Raw genomic sequence first — 19943 nt, 5'->3', positions numbered from 1 at the left:
CGGGACCCCGCGGGGGTCGACCGGTCGAGAACGGATCAGGTGCCCTCGGCCGACCGCTTCCCTCGCACCGACAGATCGGCGCGGGAAGAACGGCCACAGCGGCCGGGGTCTGGGGCAACGGTGGTGGCGCTCAGCATACGGCCGCGGAATCCCGCGCAACAGTCCCTGTCCGGACCATCTCGGGGACTAGTCGAACAACGACGGTCCGCCGCGGCGCGAGCCCAGGTAGGAGTCCACGACGGCGACGCCGAGGTCGTCGTTCTCCGGAGCGACGACCGAGCCGTCCACCCGCTTCGCCATCGCGTCGATGAACCTCGCCAGCCCCGGGTCGTCACCGAGGCGGAAGAACGTCGTCTGGGCGCCGAGCCGGCCGGCGTTCTCGAGCTCCCGCACGGTCAGCGCGATCGTCACCGGGTCCGGCGGGTAGTCGAACCACACCTGCCCGTTCGGCTCGAGGTGCGACGTCGGCTCGCCGTCGGTGACGATGAGCAGCACGGGTTGCGCCGACGGGTGCTTCCGGAAGTGCCGGTTGGCGAGGAGCAGCGCGTGGTGGAGGTTCGTGCCCTTGTCCCACATGGCGTCGAGACCGACGAGCTGCTCGATGTCCACCACCTCGGCCTCGCGCCCGAACGCGATGAGCTGCAGGTCGTCGCCGCGGAACCGCGTCGAGACGAGTGTGTGCAACGCCAGGGCCGTGCGCTTCATCGGCACCCAGCGGTCCTCCATCGCCATCGAGAACGACGTGTCGACGAGCAGCGCGACGCAGGCCTGCGTGCGGGCCTCCGTCTCCTGCACCTCGACGTCGTCGATGGTCAGGCGGACGCCGGGGCCGACCCGGCCGGTGGCGGCGGTCCGGGTCAGGGCGTTCGTGATCGACCGGGTGACGTCCCACGGCTCGGTGTCGCCGTACGCCCACTGCCGGGTCGCACCGGACGGTTCGCCGGCCGCGCCCGACTGCCGGACGTCCCGTGCACCCTGTCGGCCGGACATCCGCTCGGCGACGTCGCGGAGCAGGCTCTTGCCGAGCTGTCGCATCGCCTTCGGGGTGAGCCGGAGCTGTCCGTCAGCTCCGCGGCGCATCGCCCCGGAGTTCCGCAGGGCCTTCTCGAGCTGCTGCAGGGTCCTGGCGTCGACGGCCGCCTCGGCGCCGAGTTGCCGGGTCAGGGCGTCGAGGTCCAGGTCGTCGAGCTCGGAGCCGGGTCCGGACTGCGCGAGCTGGTCGGCGAGGGCGTCGAGGTCGGCGATGTCCTGGAAGACCCCGGTGCCGTCGCCGAGTCCGAGGCCCTGCTCGCCGTCCATGCGCTCGGACCCGCCCCAGTCCTCACCGGGGCGCAGCGACCGCAGGGTGCCGTCGAGCTGGGACAGCTGCCCCATCAGGTCGGGGGAGCCGAAGGCCTGCTGGGCGAGCGCGTCGAGTTCGTCGCGCTGCTCCTGCGTCATCGAGTTCCGCATCCGCTGGGCGGCTGCGGCCCGCGCGGCGAGGTCGTCGAGCAACTCCTCGACGTTCGCGGGGCCCGACGGGAAGTACTCGCCGTGCTTCGCCATGAACTCGTCGAACTGCTCCTGCGAGTCGGTGCCGGCGCGGTGGTCCTCGAGCAGCTCGTTGAGGTCCTGCATCATCGCGCTGACGGCGGCGCGGTCTTCGTCCGTGGCACCCTCGAGCGCCTGCTTCATGCCCGCGAAGCGCTGGTCGAGCACCTCGCGTCCGAGCAGGTCCTTGATCTCGTCGTACTTCTGCCGGGCCTCGCGGCTCGTCCAGTCGTAGTCGCCGAGCTCCTGCACGGCGGCGGCCGGCGACGGGGACAGGCTGTCGAGCTGCATCTCCCCCAGGGCGCGGTCCCCGTCGTCGAGGTCGACGTTGCGGGCGAGTTCGCCGCGTTCGGCACGGAGCGCCTGGTCGAGCAGTTCGCGGACCTGCTGGAGCGTGCCGTCGAGGTTGTTCTTCGCGGTGAGTTCCCGTCGCCGTTCCGCGACCTTGCGCGCGAGGTCGTCGAGCCCGCGCTGCGTCCGGCCGCCACGGCGCAGGAACTCCCGCATCGCGCGCTCGGGCGACGTGCCGGCCATCACGTCCTGCCCGATGGCGTCGAGTGCTTCGGCGAGGTCGGCGGGCGGCGCGAGCGGGTCCGGACCGTCGGTGTACCTGCCGTACCGGGTGTCCCGCGTCAGGCGACGGTTCTGCCTAGCCATAGACGGCTTCGCCCCCGCCGGACTCCTTGCTGATGCGGCGGGCGAGGAAGAGCCCCTCGAGCGCGAGTTCGATCGCACCCGCGCGCTCGCCGTCGTTCGTGGCACCGAGGCGCTCGCACACCTGGTCGTACAGGTCGGACTCGCCGATCGACGGCAGCCCCTCGAGGAACGCCCGTGCCCCGACCTGCTCGCCCGTCGTCACCATCGTCCCGCCGTCGAGCGCCTCGACGAGCACCCCGAAGTCCAGCCCGCGGAACCGGGCACGCACCGTCTCCGCCGTGGCGGTCCGCAGCAGGTGCTCGAGCACCTCGTCCGCGCGGTCCTCCTCGCCGTTCTCGAACTCGATCTTGCCGCCGAGCACGTCGACCGCCGTCTCGAGGTCGATCGGTCGCGCGACGGCGTCCGGCTCACCCTGGCGTGCTGCGCGGTGCACGGCCGCCGCGGCGACCGTCTCGGCGCCGGCGATCGCGAACCGGGCGCTGACACCGCTGCGCTGGTCGACCGCGCTCGACCCGCGCAGCGCACGGGTGAAGCGGGCCAGGATCTCGACGATCGCGTCCGGCACCTCGGCGGTGAGCTGCGCCTCCTGCCGGATGACGGCGATCTCGTCCTCGAGTTCGATCGGGTAGTGGGTCCGGATCTCCGCGCCGAAACGGTCCTTCAGCGGTGTGATGATCCGGCCGCGGTTCGTGTAGTCCTCCGGGTTCGCGCTGGCCACCACGAGTACGTCGAGGGGGAGCCGGAGCACGTAGCCGCGGATCTGGACGTCGCGTTCCTCCATCACGTTGAGCATCGCGACCTGGATGCGCTCGGCCAGGTCCGGCAGCTCGTTGATGGCGACGATGCCGCGGTGGCCGCGGGGGACGAGTCCGAAGTGGATGGTCTCCGGGTCGCCCAGGCTGCGCCCCTCGGCGACCTTCATCGGGTCGACGTCGCCGATCAGGTCGGCGACGCTCGTGTCCGGTGTCGCGAGCTTCTCGACGTAGCGGTCGTCGCGGTGGCGCCACGAGATCGGTAGGGCGTCACCGAGGTCCTCGGCCCGGCGGGCGCTCGCGGTGGTGATGGGCTCGTACGGGTGTTCGCCGAGTTCGGAGCCGGTGATCACCGGGGTCCACTCGTCGAGCAGGCCCTGCAGCGTCCGCAGCAGGCGGGTCTTGCCCTGGCCGCGCTCGCCGAGCAGGACGACGTCGTGGCCGGCGATGAGGGCACGTTCGAGCTGTGGGATCACGGTCGTCTCGAACCCGTGCAGGCCGGGCCAGGGGTCGTCTCCCGCGCGCAGCGCGGTGAGCAGGTTGTCGCGGATCTCGGCGCGGACCGTCTTCTGGACGTGGCCAGAAGTGCGGAGCTCGCCGACCGTGTGGATGTCGGGTCGGGTCACGTCCTGGACGTTACGCCGTTGCGGACGGGAGGCACGGTGCCAGCTGGCACCGTGCCTCCCGTCCGCTTGTGGGTTTCCGGAGCGACCGCGATGATTGGGGCTCCGGCATCGGAGCCGGATTCGATAGGGGGATCCGGCTCCGAGCCGGCCCCGTCGTACCGAATGTGAACCATCTCGCCGATCTCGGCGTAGGTTCCCCTCTCGTGAGCAGCACGAACGGGGCGATCAAGAGCCTGGTCCCCGCCAGGATGGACAGACTGCCGTGGACGCGGTTCCACTGGAGTGTCGTCGTCGGACTCGGGGTCTCCTGGATCCTGGACGGGCTGGAGATCCAGATCGTCTCCAACGCGGGCTTCCAGGCGGACCTCAACCTGTCGACGCAACAGGTGACCTCCCTCGGCACGATCTACCTGGTCGGTCAGGTGGTCGGAGCGCTGGTGTTCGGGCGAATGTCCGACCGGCTCGGGCGCCGCAAGCTCTTCATCCTGACGCTCGCGATCTACCTGATCGGTTCCGGCGTCGCCGGCCTCGCCCAGGACTTCTGGTTCCTGGCCGCGTTCCGGTTCGTCGCGGGTCTCGGCATCGGCGGCGAGTACGCGGCGATCAACTCGGCGATCGACGAACTCATCCCGGCCAAGTACCGCGGCCACGTCGACATCGCCATCAACGGCACCTACTGGGGCGGCGCAGCGCTCGGCGCCTTCGCGAACATCTACCTGCTCGACACGGCGAACTTCTCCGAGAGCATCGGCTGGCGCATCGGGTTCTTCCTCGGCCCGGTACTCGGCATCGCGATCATCTTCCTGCGGCGGCACATCCCCGAGAGTCCGCGCTGGCTGATGACCCACGGACGGGAGGAAGAGGCCGAGGCGACCGTCACCCAGATCGAGAAGGCGGTCGAGAAGTCCACGGGCAAGCGGCTGCCGGACGTCGACGAGTCGAAGGCCATGACCGTGACGCCGACCGACCGCGTCGGGTTCCTGACCATCGCGCGCGTGCTGCTCAAGCAGTATCCGACGCGCACGCTGGTCGGGGCGTCGATGATGATCACGCAGGCGTTCCTCTACAACGCCATCTTCTTCACCTACGCGCTCGTCCTGACGAACTTCTTCGGCCTGAAGACCGCGCAGACGTCGATCTACTTCTTCCCCTTCGCGATCGGCAACCTGCTCGGGCCGATCATCCTCGGTCGCTTCTTCGACACCTGGGGCCGGCGGCAGATGATCTTCCTGACGTACCTGGTGTCCGGGCTCGTCCTGGCGACCTCGGCGTTCCTGTTCCGCGCCGACGCGATCTCGGCGACGGTGCAGGTGGCCTTCTGGTGCGTGTCGTTCTTCTTCGCCTCGGCCGGTGCGTCGAGCGCGTACCTGACGGTGAGCGAGATCTTCCCGCTCGAACTGCGGTCGCAGGCCATCTCGTACTTCTTCGCCCTCGCGCAGGTCTTCGGTGCGATCGCGCCGCTGATCTACGGGGCGTTCATCGGGGACGGAACCTCGCGTGAACCGCTCTTCTGGGGCTACCTGCTCGGGTCCGCGGTGATGATCGCCGGTGGGGTGATCGCCCTGGTCTTCGGGGTCGATGCCGCCCGGAAGGGGCTCGAGGACGTGACGCAACCACTCTCGGTCCTGACCGGCGACGCGGAGGAGCAGCGACGCTGACGCACGGCCTCGGCCATGCAACATTCTGAATGCAGAGTGTTTAGCGGCGTCGTCGACATGGTGCCACTGTGCCCGCATGGCACTCCTCCACAGCGCGACCCCGACGACGACGATCCACGATGGTGGCGGCGCCCCCGCCGAGGGCATTCGCCGTGCGTGAGGCTGGCCGCATGGAGAAGTCACCGTTGCGTGTCGGTCGGAGCGACCTCGATCTCCGCGGACTGCGGCGCAGCCTGCTGCGCGACGCCGTGTTCCTCCGTCTGCTCGACAATGTCCTGCGCGGCGAGTACCGGCGTGGGCAGCGACTCCGGCTCGACACCATCGCCGAGGACATGCAGGTCTCCCGCACCCCGGTGCGCGAAGCCCTCGTCTCCCTCGAGTCGCACCAGCTCGTCACGGTGCAGCGGTACGTCGGCGTGGTGATCACGCAGTGGTCGGTCGACCAGATGACCGAGCGGCTGCGCATCGCACGCGCGATGATCGTCGACCCGGCGGCGAGCGGTGTGGGGCCCGACGATCGCTTCGACCACAGCTGGCTCCGCGAGTGCTGGACCGAAGCCGGGGCCTTCGTCGAACTCGCCGCGTGGTTCCTGCGACGGCGCGGCGCGTCGGTGAGCGCCGACTGGATGCTGTCCCAGCGCACCGTCCTCGACATGTTCTTCACGGACGACGTCGCCCTGGCCAACGGGATCGACGCCGTGGTCGACCGGGCGCGGCGACTCGACCTCGTCGACCTGGCCGTGCGGGCAGCGGAGCGCGACGCGGTCGACGACTGCGCGGCGGTGTTGCTCGAGCTCGCCGCGGCGCTCATCGCCCTGCCGGAGCGGTTCCGGGTGTCCGTGGCCTCCTGAGCGGACGAGGCTGCGGGTTCGCACAGGTCGGCGTCGCGGCGCACGGATCCGGGGGCCGGTGGCGGATCGCGCACTCGGGTTCGACGTCGTTCGCACTGGATCGCCAGGGAGCTCCGTGGCAGCCTTGACCGGTTGCCACACCGGCGCGTCCACCGACGACAGGAGAGCCCGTGCACGACGTCCGCGATCGCTCCCACCGCCTGAACCGAGCCGACGGGATCGCACGCCACGGACGTCTCCGACGCTCCGCACCCCTCCGGACCGTCGCTGCGCTGGTCGCGAGCGTGGCCGCAGTGGCGTTCGTCAGTACCGCCTCCGTGGCGGCCATCGCAGCGAAGCAGGTGACGGATGACCTCGGCGACGGCGTGCAGATCGAGGGTCAGCCGGCGCCGCGGTCGAACGGCACCAGGGCTCCGTCGCTCAGCGCCTACAAGGGCGGCTTCAACATGCTCGTCGTCGGGACGGACAACGACCCGGACCAGTCCGCGGAGTTCGGGGAGCGCGACGCCACCCTCAACGACGTCAACATCCTGCTCCACGTCTCGGCGGACCACACCAACGCGACGGCGGTGAGCATCCCCCGCGACCTCGTCACCCCGATCCCCGCGTGCAAGAAGACCGACGGCTCCGGCACGGCGTCGGCGATGGCCGCGCAGCCGATCAACACCTCGTTCAGCGACGGTGGGCTCAACTGCGTGACCCAGACCGTGCAGGGGCTCACCGGCTTGGACGTCCAGTACTCGGCAGCGGTCTCGTTCAACGGGGTCATCGAGATGTCGAACGCGATCGGTGGCGTGCCGGTCTGCGTGGCGCAGCCGATCGAGGACCCGTACACCGGGCTCGACCTGCCCGCCGGCACCTCGACCCTGCAGGGCGACGAGGCCCTCGCCTTCCTGCGGACCCGGCACGGCGTCGGTGACGGCTCTGACCTCGGCCGGATCTCGAGCCAGCAGGTGTTCCTGTCGTCGCTGCTCCGGACCGTGAAGTCGAACGACACGCTCACCTCGCCGACCACCCTGTACAAGCTGGCCCGCGCCGCGGCGTCGAACATGCAGCTGTCCGAGAGCCTGAACGACATCGGCACGATGGTGCAGATGGGTCGAGCGCTGCAGGACCTCCCGCTGTCGCAGGTGAACTTCGTGCAGTACCCGGGCACGACCGGCGGCACCGGGGTCTACGAGGGCAAGGTGCAGCCGACGACGTACCTGGCCGACCGGTTGTTCGCGAAGATCAAGGCGGACCAGTCGTTCTCCCTGGGGGAGGACAGCACGGGCATCGGGTCCGAGACGAACGCGGCGCCGTCGGCAGCGGCCTCGTCGCCGGCTGCTGCCGCGCCGTCGGCTCCGGCGTCCTCGCCCGCGGCTGCCGCGCCGTCGTCACCTGCCGCCGCTGCTCCGTCCACACCCGCTGCTGCTCCGACGGCATCCGCGACGCCGGAGACCATCGACGGGCTCGAGGGGCAGTCCGCCGACCAGCAGACCTGTTCCAAGGCATTCGGCTACTGACGCGGGGCTGAGGCCCCGCCCCGCCCCGCGTCTCGCCGCGTCTCGCGAAAGCGACAGTCTGCCGCCGAACATCCGCGGCACACTGTCGCGCTGACGGCACGGACCGCGGGCCGTGCCGGGACACTGTCGCTTTCGCGTACTGGTCGGCCGCCGTGCCCGGACGCAGAAACGGGGGCGCGGTGGTGGACCGCGCCCCCGGAAGCCGCTCCCCGAGCGGGCGCCAGGCAACCGGGCGCGCCGGGCCCGGCTCGGAGAGCGACGTCGGTGCTGTGTCGCGACTGCGGGGACGAGCCCCGGAACGTGATTGCCGCGTCTCGACGATGCTATGCACCGGGGTACGCGGGGACAAGGCCGAGCTGTCCCCAATTCGGGGGACCGGTGTTCCGTGACCGTGCCACGCGCGGGGTGTGGTCGGGTCGAGAGTCGCCCGGTCCTCCTGTATGGTGGTTGGAGCGCTCGCGAGAGCGCTTGGAGACGTCGCATAGTCCGGCCGAGTGCACCACCCTGCTAAGGTGGAGTCCCCTTTAGGGGACCGAGGGTTCAAATCCCTCCGTCTCCGCACTCCACGAAACCCCGGTCCGATCGGACCGGGGTTTCGTCGTTCTCGGCGGCTGTCAGGCGGCGGCGACGCTCCCCGTCGTGGTCGGCACCGCGACGCCGCGCGAACGCCCACGCCGCACCGCAGCCATCGCGACGAGCGTCAGGGCCACGGCTGCGAGCGTGATGCCCGCGCCCGCCCAGATCGGCGAGGTGTACCCGAGCCCGGCGGCGATGGTGAGCCCACCGATCCAGGCGCCGAGCGCGTTCCCGAGGTTGAACGCGGCGATGTTCGCCCCGCTCGCCAGGGTCGGCGCGTGGTCCGCGTACTGCATCACCCGCGTCTGCAGGGCCGGCACGGTCGCGAACCCGAAGGCACCCATGAGCACGAGGGCGATCACGGTGAGCACGGGCGAGGTCGCGACGAGGGCGAACAGTCCGAGCACCACGGTGAGGGAGACGAGCACGACGAGCAGGGTCCGGTCGATCGAGCGTGCGGCGAGCTTGCCGCCGACGAAGTTCCCGACGAACAGCCCGACGCCGAACACCACGAGCAGCCACGGCACCGCCGAGGACGGGAAGCCGGACACCGAGGTCAACGTGTACGCGATGTAGGTGAAGGCCCCGAACATCCCGCCGTAGCCGAGCACGGTCATGCCGAGCGACAGCCAGACCTGCCCGGAGCGGAAGGCGCCGAGCTCGCGGGCGAGCGACGGGCTCTCCGTCACGCGGACGGCGGGGACGAGCACGAGCACACCGACCAGGGCGACGACCCCGATCGCGACGATGGCCCAGAAGGTCGAGCGCCAGCCGAGCGCCTGACCGAGGAACGTGCCGAACGGCACCCCGAGGACGTTCGACGCGGTCAGCCCCGTGAACATCAGGGCGACGGCCGAGGCGCGCTTCGAGCGGTCGACCATGTTCGCGGCGACGACGGAGCCGATGCCGAAGAACGCACCGTGGCACAGGGCGGCGATGACGCGTCCGGACATCATCACCTCGTAGGTCGGCGCGATCGCGGACAGGGTGTTGCCGACGATGAACAGCACGAGCAGCCCGAGCAGGACGGGCTTGCGGGGGAGGCGGGTGGTGGCGGCGGTCAGGCCGAGCGCTCCGACGATGACGGCGAGTGCGTAGCCGGTGACGAGCCAGCCGGCCGTGGTCTCGGTGACGCCGTAGTCGGCCGCCACCTCGGGCAGCAGGCCGGTGATGACGAACTCGGTCAGTCCGATGCCGAATCCGCCGAGTGCGAGGGCGATGAGTCCCGCGGGCATGGGGGTTCCTTCCGTTGTGCGGTGCAGCTGTGCCGCGTACGCTGGTTGTTGCAGGCGCGGGATATCGATAGTTGCACACGCGGACTATCGGCGCAAGCAACTGCACGCGCCAGCAACTCACCAGAAGGAGCCCGATGTCCGTCGACGACACCTCCACCGCCGTCCGCGCCCACGGCTGGCGCACCCTGGCGGCGCTGCACGGTCTGATCGAGACGCAGCTCGAGCGCGCGCTGCGGGACGTCGACCTGTCCGTCGTCGAGTTCACCGTCCTCGACGCGCTGCGCCGACAGGACGGCTTCCACATGCGCATGCAGCAGCTCGCCCGGGCCGCTGCCCTCAGCCCGAGTGCGACCACCCGCCTGGTCAACCGGCTCGAGGAGCGTGCCTTGCTGACCCGCGTCCTCTGCGCCGATGACCGCCGGGGCATGTACACGGAGCTCACCCACGCGGGGCAGGTGCTGCTCGAGCGCGCGACACCGATCCACGCCGCGGCGCTCGAAGGGGCGCTCGCCGAAGCGCGCGAGGTGCCGGAGCTCGAGGAGCTCGCCGTCGCGGTCGACCGGCTCGAGGGTGCCACCGTCTGACCCGTCGACCGGGAGGCTCGGAGTGCCGCCGCCTCGCGTGCTGGGGTCGGTGGGTGGTCGCGCCTCAGGCCCGCGGCGGCCCCGTCGTCGACCGCACGACGAGCGTCGGCGGCACGAGCGTCCGGATCGGCCCCGCCGACCCCGACCCCGATTCCGGCCTCGGCGAGCCGATGCGGTCGATCAACCGCGCGGCCGCGAGCCGGCCGACCTCGTCGTTGTGCGGGTCGACCGTGGTCAGGCGCAGCAGGGGTGAGGCGGCGAGCGGGGTCTCGTCGTTGCCGATCACCGAGACGTCCTGCGGCACGCGGAGTCCGGCTTCCTGCACCGCGGCGATCGCGCCCATCGCCATGACGTCGTTCGCGGCGAACACCGCGGTGAGGTCCGGGTGGTCCTGCAGGGCGCGGCGGGTGCCCTCGTAGCCGGTCGTCTCGGAGGTCGGACCGTCGCCGTACACCAATGGCTCGATGCCGGACGCGACCATCCGCGCGACGGTGGCCTCGCGGCGGAGCGCAGCCGGGCCTCCCGAGCCGGTGACGTGGACGATGCGGCGGTGACCGAGGCCGATCAGGTGATCCGCTGCCAACCGGCCGCCGGCGGCCTCGTCCGAGGCGACGACGTCGAGTCCGCCGGGCACGTCGGCGCGTGCACCGGCGACGACGACGGGGGTGTCGGCCGGGACGACGAGGTCGGGGAAGCCCTCGGCGGCGAGCACGACGCCGTCGACCCGCAGGGAGACGAGGTCGTCGAACGGCGAGGAGTCGAGGTGGGCGTTCGCGCGGGTGTCCGCCAGGGTGAGTCGCAGGCCGTGCGGTGCGAGCGCGTCGCGGATGCCGTCGAGCAGGGGGACGAACCAGGGGTTGCGGAAGTCGTCGACGATGACCCCGATGGTGCGGGTCCGGGTGCCGGCGAGGATCGCGGCGGCGCGGTTGGGGCGGTAGCCGAGTTCGGCGGCCGCTGCGAGCACGGCCGAGCGGCGTGCGTCGGAGACCCCGGGGTCGTCGCGGAGCACCATCGAGACGAGCGACTTCGAGACGCCGGCACGGGTCGCGACGTCGATGATCGTCGGGGGTCGTGACACGCGGCTCCTTGACAGGACATGGGGTGGTCGGGCTACAGTCTACCGACGCGTTCTGGAACGTTCCAGAATTGCACCGTACTTCTCGAAGGAGAGAACCATGAGCGACAGCATCGGCGTCGCCGTCATCGGGGCGGGCATGGCGGGCAAGGCCCACATGGCCGCGTGGCGGAACGCCCCCTCACTCTTCGCCCCGACGCTGCCGCCCGTGCGGCTCGTGTCGATCGGCGACGTCTACGAGCCCCTCGCGGCCGAGGCCGCGCAGCGCTTCGGCTACGCACGGCACGACACGGACTGGCGGGCCATCGCCGAGGCCGACGACATCGACGTCGTGAGCGTCGTGGTCGCGAACACGCTGCACCGCGAGATCGTCGAGGGCCTGCTGGCCGCCGGCAAGCACGTCCTGTGCGAGAAGCCGCTGTCGGACTCGCTCGAGGACGCACGGGCGATGGCCACCGCGGCCGCCGAGGCATCGCAGCGGGGGCTCGTCGCCCGTGTCGGCTTCACCTACCGCCGCGCTCCCGGCCTCGCCGCGATCAAGCAGCTCGTCGAGGACGGCACGCTGGGTCGCGTCCTGCACGTCTCCGGTCGCTACTGGACCGACTACGGCTCCTCGCCCGACGTGCCCTTCTCGTGGCGCTTCGCGGGTGCCCCCGGCACCGGCGCCCTCGCCGACGTCGGCTCGCACCTGGCGTACGTGGCCGAGTTCCTGGCCGGCGAGGTGCAGAGCGTCAACGGCGGCATGTTCACGACGGCCATCACGAAGCGCCCGATCGCCGCCGGGTTCGCCCTGCGCGGCCAGGCCGTCCCGTTGACGGGTGAGTTCGCCGACGTCGAGAACGACGACTACGCCACCTTCAACGCGCGCTTCGGTGACGGCTCCGTGGTGGGCTCGCTCGAGGTGTCCCGGGTCGCCACCGCGCACCCGAACGGTCTGGTCGTCGAGGTCTTCTGCGAGAACGGTGCTGCCCGGTGGGACCAGGAACGTGCGTCGGAGATCGGCCTCGCCCTGCAGTCCGACGGCTCACGACTCGGTGGGTACCGCCAGGTCGTCCTCGGCCCGGACCACCCCTACGTCGCCGGCGGCATGGCCATGGACGCCCCCGGGGTCGGTTGGGGACAGAACCAGATGTTCGAGTACCAGGCCCGCGCGTTCCTCGACGAGGTCACCGGCGTCGCCGACCCGCTGCCGGCGAACGCCACGTTCGACGACGGCGTGCACAACATGGAGGTCCTCGACGCGGTGGCCCGGTCCGCCGCGGCCGGCGGGGCCGCCTTCGACGTGCCGCCCGTCCGCACCACCGAAGGAGCACACGCATGAAGCTCGGGCTGTACAACGCGATCTTCCACGACCGACCGCTCGCCGACGCCCTGGCGGCGATCGCGGGCAACGGCCTGACGGGCATCGAGCTGAACACCGGCGGGTTCCTGCCCCCGGTGCACGTGCCGGACATCGACGCGATCCTCGAGTCCGACGAGGCCCGCGACGCCTTCCTCGCCCGGTTCGACGGCACCGGGGTCTCGATCGCCGGCCTGAACTGCAACGGCAACCCGCTGCACCCGGACCGTGCGATCGGCGACGCCCACGCCGAGGACGTCCGGCGCAGCATCCGCCTCGCCGCACGCCTCGGTCAGGACCGCGTCGTCACGATGTCGGGGCTGCCCGCGGGCGAGCCCGGCGGCACGCGACCGAACTGGATCGTGAACGCCTGGAACTCCGCCGCACTCGACGTCATCGAGTACCAGTGGAGCATCGCGGTGCCGTTCTGGCAGGAGATCGACGCCCTGGCCCGCGAGCACGGCGTGAAGGTCGCGCTCGAGCTGCACCCGCAGAACGTCGTGTTCAACCCGGCGACGATCCGCGAGCTCGTGCAGCGCGGCGGCCTGACGAACGTCGGCGTCGAACTCGACGCGAGTCACCTGTTCTGGCAGCAGATGGACCCGGTGGCGGTCGTCCGCGACCTCGGCGACCTGGTGTTCCACGCCGCCGCGAAGGACGTCCGGATCAACCCGCACGCGGCGATCAACGGCGTGCTCGACAACTCGTTCCGTCGGCTTTCGCCGGACGAGCCGCGCACGAACCTCGGTGGCGACGAGTGGGCCAACGAGTGGCCGAAGCCATCCGCGTGGGACTTCGTCGCCCTCGGCAAGGGCCACGACGAGGCGTACTGGTCGGCGTTCCTCGAGGCCCTGCGCGAGGTGGACCCGGACATGTGGGTCAACATCGAGCACGAGGACACCGAGCTCGGCCGCGAAGAAGGGGTCGCGGTCGCCGCGGAGGTCCTGCGCGCAGCCGACGCGGCGTCCACTGCGCATCGGTGACACGCCCACCGGGCGCTGTCACCGGACCGAGGTAGCATGCACGACACCTGTCCCGAGACGAGGAGCCCTGCGTGCCGGAGCCGACCGACCCCGCCTTCCCCCTCGAGCGCATCCGAGAGGTCGGCGACGCGATCGTCGCGTCCGTGTCGACGGTCATCGACGGCAAGACGGAGGCGATCCGCACCGCGCTCACCGTGATGCTCGCCGAGGGGCACCTGCTCGTCGAGGACGTCCCCGGCGTCGGCAAGACGGTCCTCGCGAAGGCGCTCGGCGCCTCGGTGGGCGGCTCGGTGAACCGCATCCAGTTCACGTCGGACATGCTGCCGTCGGACGTCACCGGGGTGAACATCTTCGACCAGTCCTCGAGCACGTTCCGGTTCTCACCGGGGCCGGTGTTCGCGAACGTCGTCATCGGCGACGAGATCAACCGCACGAGCCCGAAGACCCAGTCCGCCCTGCTCGAGGCGATGGCCGAGTCGCAGGTGACCGTCGACGGCGTGACCCGGCAGCTCGACCGGCCGTTCATGATCGTGGCGACGCAGAACCCGATCGACATGGAGGGCACCTACCCGTTGCCCGAGGCGCAGCGCGACCGCTTCATGGCGCGCATCGCGATGGGGTACCCGAGCGTCGACGCCGAACGGCAGATGCTGGCGAACCGCGGCGGTGGCGATCCGCTGTCGCACCTGCGTCCGATCGTCGACGTCACCACCCTGCGCGCGATCATCGAGGCCGTCGCGAACGTCCACATCGCCCCCGACGTCGAGGCGTACGTCATCGCGATCGTCCGCTCCACCCGCACGCACCCCGACCTGGTGCTCGGTGCCAGCCCCCGCGCGACACTGCACCTGGCGCAGGCGGCTCGTGCCCACGCGGCGCTGCTCGGCCGGCCGTTCGTCACCCCGGACGACGTCGCCGCCCTGGCGCCGATCGTGCTCGCACACCGGCTCGTGCCGGTGGCCCGCGGGCTCGGCGGCACGGGCGAGGACACCGTGCGCGAGATCGTCGTCCGCATCGTCTCCGACACCGCCGTGCCGTTCACGGCGACCCCCGTCCGCTCCTGATGCCCGGCCGATCGGCACCGTCGTCGCTGCTGCGGCGCACCGGTGCCGCGCGCTCGACGCTCGGGCGCTTCGGCCGCCGCGGGCTGTCGCTGCTCCGGCGGACGCCGTTCCCCCGCCCGACCGTGCGCGGCTGGACCGTCATCGCGATCGGCATCGGGCTGATCGGCGGCGGACTCGTGGGCACCACCAGCGTCGCCGTGTCGGCCGGTCTGCTGTTGCTCGTGCTCGTCGTGCTCGGCATCGTGATGGCGTTCGTGGTCGCCGCGCCGCTCCGGGGCAGCCGGAGCACGGCCCGCGCGATCGTGCAGGTCGGCGAGGTCTACCGCGAGCGCATCACCCTCGGCAGCACGAGTCTGCCGATCGGTCCGCGATCGACCCTGCTCGTCCGCGAACAGCTCGAGGACGCCTTCGCGAGCGTGTCCGAGGCCGAGACGTACGCCCAGGTCGGACCCGGGCTGCCGCCGGCGGTGCTCGACGTCGAGGCGCTCGCCATGCACCGCGGCCGCACGCTGGTCGGACCGGTCACCATCCGGGTCGAGGACCCCTTCGGCCTGCTCCGCATCGACCGCCCGGTGGTGCCGGCAGAAGAAGTCGTCGTCGTCCCCGCGAGCGCACCCCTCGCCGCGATCGACACCGGCGCCCTGGCCGGTGCCGTCTCCGCCGACGAAGGGCGGGTCGGGCAGGGCGGGTCCGCCGACGACAGCGAACTCCGGCCGTACCGTCCAGGCGACCCGATCCGTCGGGTGCACTGGGCGCAGAGTGCTCGTCGCGGCGAACTGCACGTCCGGCAGACCACGCAGGCGCAACCGCCCGAGGCCGTCATCGCCCTCGACGTCCGGCGCGAGTCGTACCAGGGCCTCGGGCGCGAGGACCTGGCGGAGCTGTCCGACCTGGGCGGTGACCAGGCCTTCGAACACGCGGTCGTCGTCGCCGCCAGTGTGGCCCGCGCCCTCGCTGCCCGGACGTCGCGCGTCGTGCTCGTCAGCGACGGACCGTCGGGCAGCACCCGCCACGCCGGCGACGTCGGCGGCCTCACCGACGTGCTCGTCGGACTCGCCGACGTCCGACTCCGCAGCGACGCCCGCCCGGTGACCGAGGTCCTGCCCGAGGTGCGCGGACGGGACGTGCACGGCATGACCGCCGTCGTCACCGGCAACTGCACCGCCGAGCAGGCGGCCGAACTCGTGGCGGCGACGAGCGGATCGAGCCGCGGGATCATGGCGACGATCGTGCCGCCCGACCCGGTCGTCCGGGGGATCCTCGACCGCGGCGGCTGGCGCACGCTGGTCGTGCCGGTCGTCGGGGCGACCGCGGCCGGAGTCGCCCGGTGAGCGGCACCGCTGCGCCGTCGCGACGACCCGTCGACGTGCGCGAGGTCCTGGACCGCGACGCCGACACCCGCGACACCCCCAGCACCTGGGTCGTCGCACTCGCCCCCGTCCCGGTGCTCGTCGCCGCGCTCGCGATCCGTCCACTCGTGCAGGGCACCGCCTGGTGGGTGTCCGGCGTCGTGGTCGTCGCGGTGCTCGTGGCCGTCATGCTCGCGGTGCGCCGCCGGCCCCCGGGCATCCGGTTCGTCGCGCTCGTCGCCACCCTCGTGCTGTGCTCGTGCGCCGCCGCCCTGGTCAACGACGTGCAACCCCTCGGCTGGTTGGACGCCGACGGGGCGTTGGGCGAGACGCTCGCGGCCATCCGCCTGAACCCCGCTCCCTTGCCGCAGACCGACGCGATCCGTCTGGTCGTGACCGTGTCGATCGCCTGGGTGGCGGGCGTCTCGCTCTTCCTCGCCGCCATCGCCCGGATCCCGTCGCTCGCGGCCGCGCCCGCGCTCGTGATCCTCATCGTCCCGGGCATCATCACCGGACAGCCGGCGGGCACCGCACTCGTAGTCACCACGGCGATCGCCTTCCTCGCCCTGCTGTGGCTGTCGGTCCGGCCCGTACAACGTGCGGTGCCGGCCGCGGTCGTCGGCGCGATCGGACTCGTCGTGGCGATCGGCCTGCCCGCGATCGTGCCGCTCAACGCGAGCTGGCTGTCCGGCGTCACCGGGGCCGTCCAGTCGCCGATCCAGCCCGGTCGCCCCGGCACCCTGCTCGAGCTCGGCAACGACCTGCGGCAGCCGAGCGAACTCGAGGTGCTCCGCTACCGGTCGTCGGACGGTCAGCCCGAGTACCTCAAGCTCGCCGATCTCGACGAGTTCGGTACCGGGGACTGGGTACCGACGGTCACCAACGCCGCCGATGCCGACACCGCCGACCAGCAGCAGTGGGCCGAGGGCGTGAACCCCCGGCTGGCGACCCGCGGCGACGTCACGGTCCGGATCACCGGGTTGTCCAGCACCTACCTGCCGGTGCCGTCCGGCGCGGTGTCGATCGATTCGCGGTCCACCAACCTCGACCTGTCCCAGTGGCGCTGGATGGGTGCCTCGAGCACCGTACGGTCGACCGGTCCGGCCACGCCACGCGGTGCCACGTACGAGGTCTACGGCGCCTCGACCTTCGCCAACGCGTACCTCGACGCCGTCGCGGCCTCGGGTGCCCTGTCCCGTGCCGACGGCCGGGGGTTCCGTGAGCCGAGCGGCGACCAGCTGCAGACCGACCTGACCCTGCCGGACGACCTGCCCGGCAACATCTCGTCGACGGCCGAACGGGTGGCCGGGGCCTCGTCCGACGACTACGCCCGGGCCCGCGCGCTCGAGCAGTGGTTCCGCAGCGACCTGTTCACCTACTCCGAGACCGCCCCCGTCGAGCAGGGCTACGACGGCGACAGCATGGACGTCGTCTCGACCTTCCTGCGGGTGCGCGAGGGGTACTGCGTGCACTTCTCGTCGGCGATGGCCGTGATGGCCCGCACACTCGGCATCCCGTCCCGCATCGCAGTGGGGTACCGGGCCGGGTCGGCGCAGCCCGACGGTGAGTACGCGGTGTCGAACCGGCAGCTGCACTCCTGGCCCGAGCTGTACATCCAGGGCGCCGGGTGGGTCGCCTTCGAGCCGACCCCGGACTCCGACGCGGCAGCGCAGCCGTCGACGGAACCGACGGCGAGCCCGACCCCCGCGACCCCGGAGTCGCCGCTCCCCGCGCCCGAGCAGTCCGCTCCCGCCGAGTCCTCCGCGACCCCGACCCCCTCGGCATCGGCGCTGCCCGGTGCGTCCGGGGCCGCGGGTGGCAGCGGTCCGGCCGGCCTGCTCTTCGGCGCGGCACTCGTCCTCGCGTTGCTCGTCGCACCCGGTCTGGTCCGTGTGCTCCGGCGGCGATCGCGGTTGTCCGCCGTCGCTGCCGGGCGCTCCCCGGCGGTGAACGCCTGGCGCGAGGCCCTCGACGACGTCGCCGACCACGGGTACGCCCCGGGACTGGCACCACCGGGCGACGCAGCGGCTGCGGCCCGGACCGCCCGAGCCGTCCTCGGGCGACTCCGTCCGGTGCTGCCGGCCTCGGCGATCCCGCACCTCGACGCCGTGGTCGATGCCGTCGACCGTGAACGGTTCGCGGGCGCCGGGGTCGCCTCGGTCGACGGCGACGCGCTGGTGCGGCACGTCCAGCAGGCGCGGGACGCCCTCGACGCCGCGGTGTCCGGTGGGCGGGTGGTGCGGTCGCGCCTGCTGCCGCCGAGCCTGCTGCCGTCGTCGGCGTGGTCGCACGAGGGCCGTCGCCGCTCCCGTCGCCCGGCCTGACCCCCCGGCCTGACCCCGGCTGGCCGCGGCACCGTGCGCGGTTCGCCGGCTGGTGCGAGGTTGACAGCTCCGTGCAGCGCTACAGCCGGTCACCGAGCGGTCAACGCCGCACGGGATCGCCGCCGCTGCACCGTGCGCCGCCGGGTCACCGGCGGCGGACGACCGCCTCGACCAGGGCCGCGATGGTCTCACCGGGATCGACGCCCGGCAGCGCGGGGCCGTCGAACACGATGCCGACGTTCGCCCCGATCAGCACGGTGGCGAAGGTGTCGAGCGGCATGCCGGCGTCGACCTCCGGGTGCGCCCCGAACCACAGCCGTACCAGCTCGTGCACACCGTCCTGCAGCACCCGTCGCTGCCGCACGAACTCGGGCAGGAAGTCCGGGTGCCGGGTCGCGTAGGCGCGGAACTCCGACAGCAGGGCGAACTGTGCGCGCTGGTCGTGCCGCCCGAAGGCCGCCCGGACGACGTCGCCGATGTCGGTCGCCGCAATGTCGGCGCGGACGAGTTCGCGCAAGGACTCGAGCACCAGGTTCGTCCCGCGTTGCATGACCTGCGCGAGCAGGTCCTCCTTCGACGAGAAGTTCGAGTAGACCGCGCCCTTGCTGAACCCGGCACGGGCGGCGACGTCGTCGAGCCGTGCACCGTGCACGCCCTGTTCGGCGAAGAGGGCGGCGCCGGCGGTGAGCAGGCGCTCTCGGACCTCGGCGCGTGGTGTCCGCGGCGTGGGAGAGTCGGAGACGTCGTCGTTCATCGTTCCTGCAGGGGCGGGGCACCGGGATCGGAGGGCGCGGAGTGTTCGCGCTGGAGGCGGGAGACCTGCCGCGCCGCGCGTCTGAACCCGCGCGGCATCAGCGAAGCCCCCATCACCACGTCTGCGCGGAACCGCCGAGTTCGGGTCGCGTCGGTTCGGTGCGGACGACATGAGCCGGGTCGATACCCGACGGTAGCGATGCTACGCCGGAGCGCGGACAGATGACACCCCTCAGCCGTCGAACGAGGAATCCGTCGACGTGTCGTGTTCTTCGCGGACGCTGCCAGCCCCGGTGCGTCGTCCGGGGCGTCGGAGCAGCCGGAGTGCGTCCGGTCGGAGGCTCCGCCCACGCCGCAGCAGCGAGCCGAGCGTCGACTTCGGCTGCCAGTCGCGGCCGTTCGGCAGCCCCCAGCCACGGCGGACGGCACCCCACCGCAGTCCGAGTGACAGCGCGATCGCGGCGACGATCCCGATCGTCGGCGAGCCGAGCGCGGACGCGACGACCATCACCGCCGATGCCGCGACGGCCACGGTGGCGTACAGGGCGTTCCCGCCGAACACCGCGGGCACGCGGCGGAGCAGCAGGTCGCGCATGGCGCCGCCGCCGACCGCGGTGATCGTCCCCATGATGATCGCGGCGGGCCACTCGAGGCCGGCGTCGTAGGTGCGCTGCACCCCGACCACCGCCCAGAACCCGATCACCGCCGCGTCGAGCACGGTGAACAGGCGGTCCCAGGTGATCTCGGAGAACGACACGAAGAAGGCGATGAGCGCCCCGGCCAGGGCGACCGGCACGTAGAGCGGGTCGACGAGCGCGACCGGGGGCCCGTTCTGCAGCAGGGTGTCGCGCAGCATGCCGCCGCCCAGCCCCGACACGAACCCGACGACCAGGAAACCGAACAGGTCGAAGTCCATCGCCCGGGCGATCGATCCACCGAGCAGGGCGGACGCGAACACCCCGGCGAGGTCGAGCACGTTCGTGACCGACGCCAGGCCCTCGACGGACAGCAGGTTCATGAGAACCATCAAACCCCACGCCGGACGACTGGCGGGCCGAACGGCGGTTAGGTTAGCCTCACCT

General features: G+C 71.8%; 15 protein-coding genes and 1 tRNA gene. 10 read left to right on the top strand and 6 right to left on the bottom strand.

From position 1 onward, the window contains the following. Nucleotides 1–186: 186 nt before the first annotated feature. Nucleotides 187–2187, bottom strand: coding sequence for a vWA domain-containing protein (locus ACXKZB_RS15250; RefSeq protein WP_488823702.1), 2001 nt, complete (start codon nt 2185–2187; stop codon nt 187–189). Beyond that, entirely contained in the window at nt 2180–3565 is a 1386-nt protein-coding gene (locus ACXKZB_RS15245) for a MoxR family ATPase (protein ID WP_488823701.1), read from the bottom strand. The genes ACXKZB_RS15250 and ACXKZB_RS15245 overlap by 8 nt, the downstream gene beginning before the upstream one ends. 203 nt (nt 3566–3768) lie before the next feature. Here ACXKZB_RS15245 and ACXKZB_RS15240 point away from each other — a divergent pair, with 203 nt between their 5' ends. From ACXKZB_RS15240 to ACXKZB_RS15225, 4 genes are all read left to right on the top strand, one after another. Beyond that, nucleotides 3769–5223, top strand: a complete 1455-nt coding sequence (locus tag ACXKZB_RS15240; protein ID WP_488823700.1) for an MFS transporter — start codon at nt 3769–3771, stop codon at nt 5221–5223. 170 nt (nt 5224–5393) lie between these two features. Then, nucleotides 5394–6074, top strand: a complete 681-nt coding sequence (locus ACXKZB_RS15235) for a GntR family transcriptional regulator (protein ID WP_488823699.1) — start codon at nt 5394–5396, stop codon at nt 6072–6074. Between the two features lie 293 nt (nt 6075–6367). Beyond that, nucleotides 6368–7579: an LCP family protein gene (locus tag ACXKZB_RS15230; RefSeq protein ID WP_488823698.1), complete on the top strand. Its 1212-nt coding sequence runs from the start codon at nt 6368–6370 to the stop codon at nt 7577–7579. A 470-nt stretch (nt 7580–8049) separates the two neighbouring features. Further along, nucleotides 8050–8138: transfer RNA gene (locus tag ACXKZB_RS15225), tRNA-Ser, on the top strand. 55 nt (nt 8139–8193) lie between these two features. Here the strand turns inward: ACXKZB_RS15225 and ACXKZB_RS15220 are convergent. Then, a complete protein-coding gene (locus ACXKZB_RS15220; protein WP_488823697.1) occupies nt 8194–9390 on the bottom strand; it encodes an MFS transporter in 1197 nt (398 codons plus the stop codon). 134 nt (nt 9391–9524) lie between these two features. Here ACXKZB_RS15220 and ACXKZB_RS15215 point away from each other — a divergent pair, with 134 nt between their 5' ends. Beyond that, nucleotides 9525–9974: a MarR family winged helix-turn-helix transcriptional regulator gene (locus ACXKZB_RS15215; protein WP_488823696.1), complete on the top strand. Its 450-nt coding sequence runs from the start codon at nt 9525–9527 to the stop codon at nt 9972–9974. A 64-nt stretch (nt 9975–10038) separates the two neighbouring features. Here ACXKZB_RS15215 and ACXKZB_RS15210 read toward each other — a convergent pair whose 3' ends face one another. Beyond that, complete coding sequence (locus tag ACXKZB_RS15210; protein WP_488823695.1) at nt 10039–11052, bottom strand: LacI family DNA-binding transcriptional regulator; 1014 nt, start codon at nt 11050–11052, stop codon at nt 10039–10041. Nucleotides 11053–11149: 97 nt separating this feature from the next. Here ACXKZB_RS15210 and ACXKZB_RS15205 point away from each other — a divergent pair, with 97 nt between their 5' ends. From ACXKZB_RS15205 to ACXKZB_RS15185, 5 genes are all read left to right on the top strand, one after another. Then, nucleotides 11150–12370 (top strand): Gfo/Idh/MocA family protein, encoded by a 1221-nt coding sequence (locus ACXKZB_RS15205; protein ID WP_488823694.1) that lies wholly within the window; start codon nt 11150–11152, stop codon nt 12368–12370. Beyond that, complete coding sequence (locus ACXKZB_RS15200; protein WP_488823693.1) at nt 12367–13371, top strand: sugar phosphate isomerase/epimerase family protein; 1005 nt, start codon at nt 12367–12369, stop codon at nt 13369–13371. The genes ACXKZB_RS15205 and ACXKZB_RS15200 overlap by 4 nt, the downstream gene beginning before the upstream one ends. A gap of 71 nt (nt 13372–13442) precedes the next feature. Next, nucleotides 13443–14435 (top strand): AAA family ATPase, encoded by a 993-nt coding sequence (locus ACXKZB_RS15195; protein WP_260233154.1) that lies wholly within the window; start codon nt 13443–13445, stop codon nt 14433–14435. Beyond that, nucleotides 14435–15766 (top strand): DUF58 domain-containing protein, encoded by a 1332-nt coding sequence (locus tag ACXKZB_RS15190; protein ID WP_488823692.1) that lies wholly within the window; start codon nt 14435–14437, stop codon nt 15764–15766. The genes ACXKZB_RS15195 and ACXKZB_RS15190 overlap by 1 nt, the downstream gene beginning before the upstream one ends. Then, nucleotides 15763–18108, top strand: a complete 2346-nt coding sequence (locus tag ACXKZB_RS15185; protein ID WP_488823691.1) for a transglutaminase TgpA family protein — start codon at nt 15763–15765, stop codon at nt 18106–18108. Before ACXKZB_RS15190 ends, ACXKZB_RS15185 begins: the two co-directional genes overlap by 4 nt. A gap of 145 nt (nt 18109–18253) precedes the next feature. On the opposite strand, the gene ACXKZB_RS15180 is transcribed toward ACXKZB_RS15185, so the two are convergent. Further along, the gene (locus tag ACXKZB_RS15180) at nt 18254–18862 is read right to left on the bottom strand and encodes a TetR/AcrR family transcriptional regulator (RefSeq protein ID WP_488823690.1); all 609 of its coding nucleotides are present in this window, start codon (nt 18860–18862) and stop codon (nt 18254–18256) included. Between the two features lie 231 nt (nt 18863–19093). After that, the gene (locus ACXKZB_RS15175) at nt 19094–19879 is read right to left on the bottom strand and encodes a trimeric intracellular cation channel family protein (RefSeq protein ID WP_123314163.1); all 786 of its coding nucleotides are present in this window, start codon (nt 19877–19879) and stop codon (nt 19094–19096) included. Nucleotides 19880–19943 lie beyond the last annotated feature (64 nt).

The organism is Curtobacterium sp. ABR8 (assembly GCF_057812125.1).
This window is presented reverse-complemented; position numbering and strand designations above follow the sequence as displayed.

What these genes read in the sequence shown, in the direction of transcription:
- ACXKZB_RS15250 (WP_488823702.1), bottom strand. Translation starts at nt 2,187, where the DNA reads ATGGCTAGGCAGAACCGTCGCCTGACGCGGGACACCCGGTACGGCAGG.
- ACXKZB_RS15235 (WP_488823699.1), top strand. Translation starts at nt 5,394, where the DNA reads ATGGAGAAGTCACCGTTGCGTGTCGGTCGGAGCGACCTCGATCTCCGC.
- ACXKZB_RS15220 (WP_488823697.1), bottom strand. Translation starts at nt 9,390, where the DNA reads ATGCCCGCGGGACTCATCGCCCTCGCACTCGGCGGATTCGGCATCGGA.
- ACXKZB_RS15215 (WP_488823696.1), top strand. Translation starts at nt 9,525, where the DNA reads ATGTCCGTCGACGACACCTCCACCGCCGTCCGCGCCCACGGCTGGCGC.
- ACXKZB_RS15205 (WP_488823694.1), top strand. Translation starts at nt 11,150, where the DNA reads ATGAGCGACAGCATCGGCGTCGCCGTCATCGGGGCGGGCATGGCGGGC.
- ACXKZB_RS15200 (WP_488823693.1), top strand. Translation starts at nt 12,367, where the DNA reads ATGAAGCTCGGGCTGTACAACGCGATCTTCCACGACCGACCGCTCGCC.
- ACXKZB_RS15190 (WP_488823692.1), top strand. Translation starts at nt 14,435, where the DNA reads ATGCCCGGCCGATCGGCACCGTCGTCGCTGCTGCGGCGCACCGGTGCC.
- ACXKZB_RS15180 (WP_488823690.1), bottom strand. Translation starts at nt 18,862, where the DNA reads ATGAACGACGACGTCTCCGACTCTCCCACGCCGCGGACACCACGCGCC.
- ACXKZB_RS15175 (WP_123314163.1), bottom strand. Translation starts at nt 19,879, where the DNA reads ATGAACCTGCTGTCCGTCGAGGGCCTGGCGTCGGTCACGAACGTGCTC.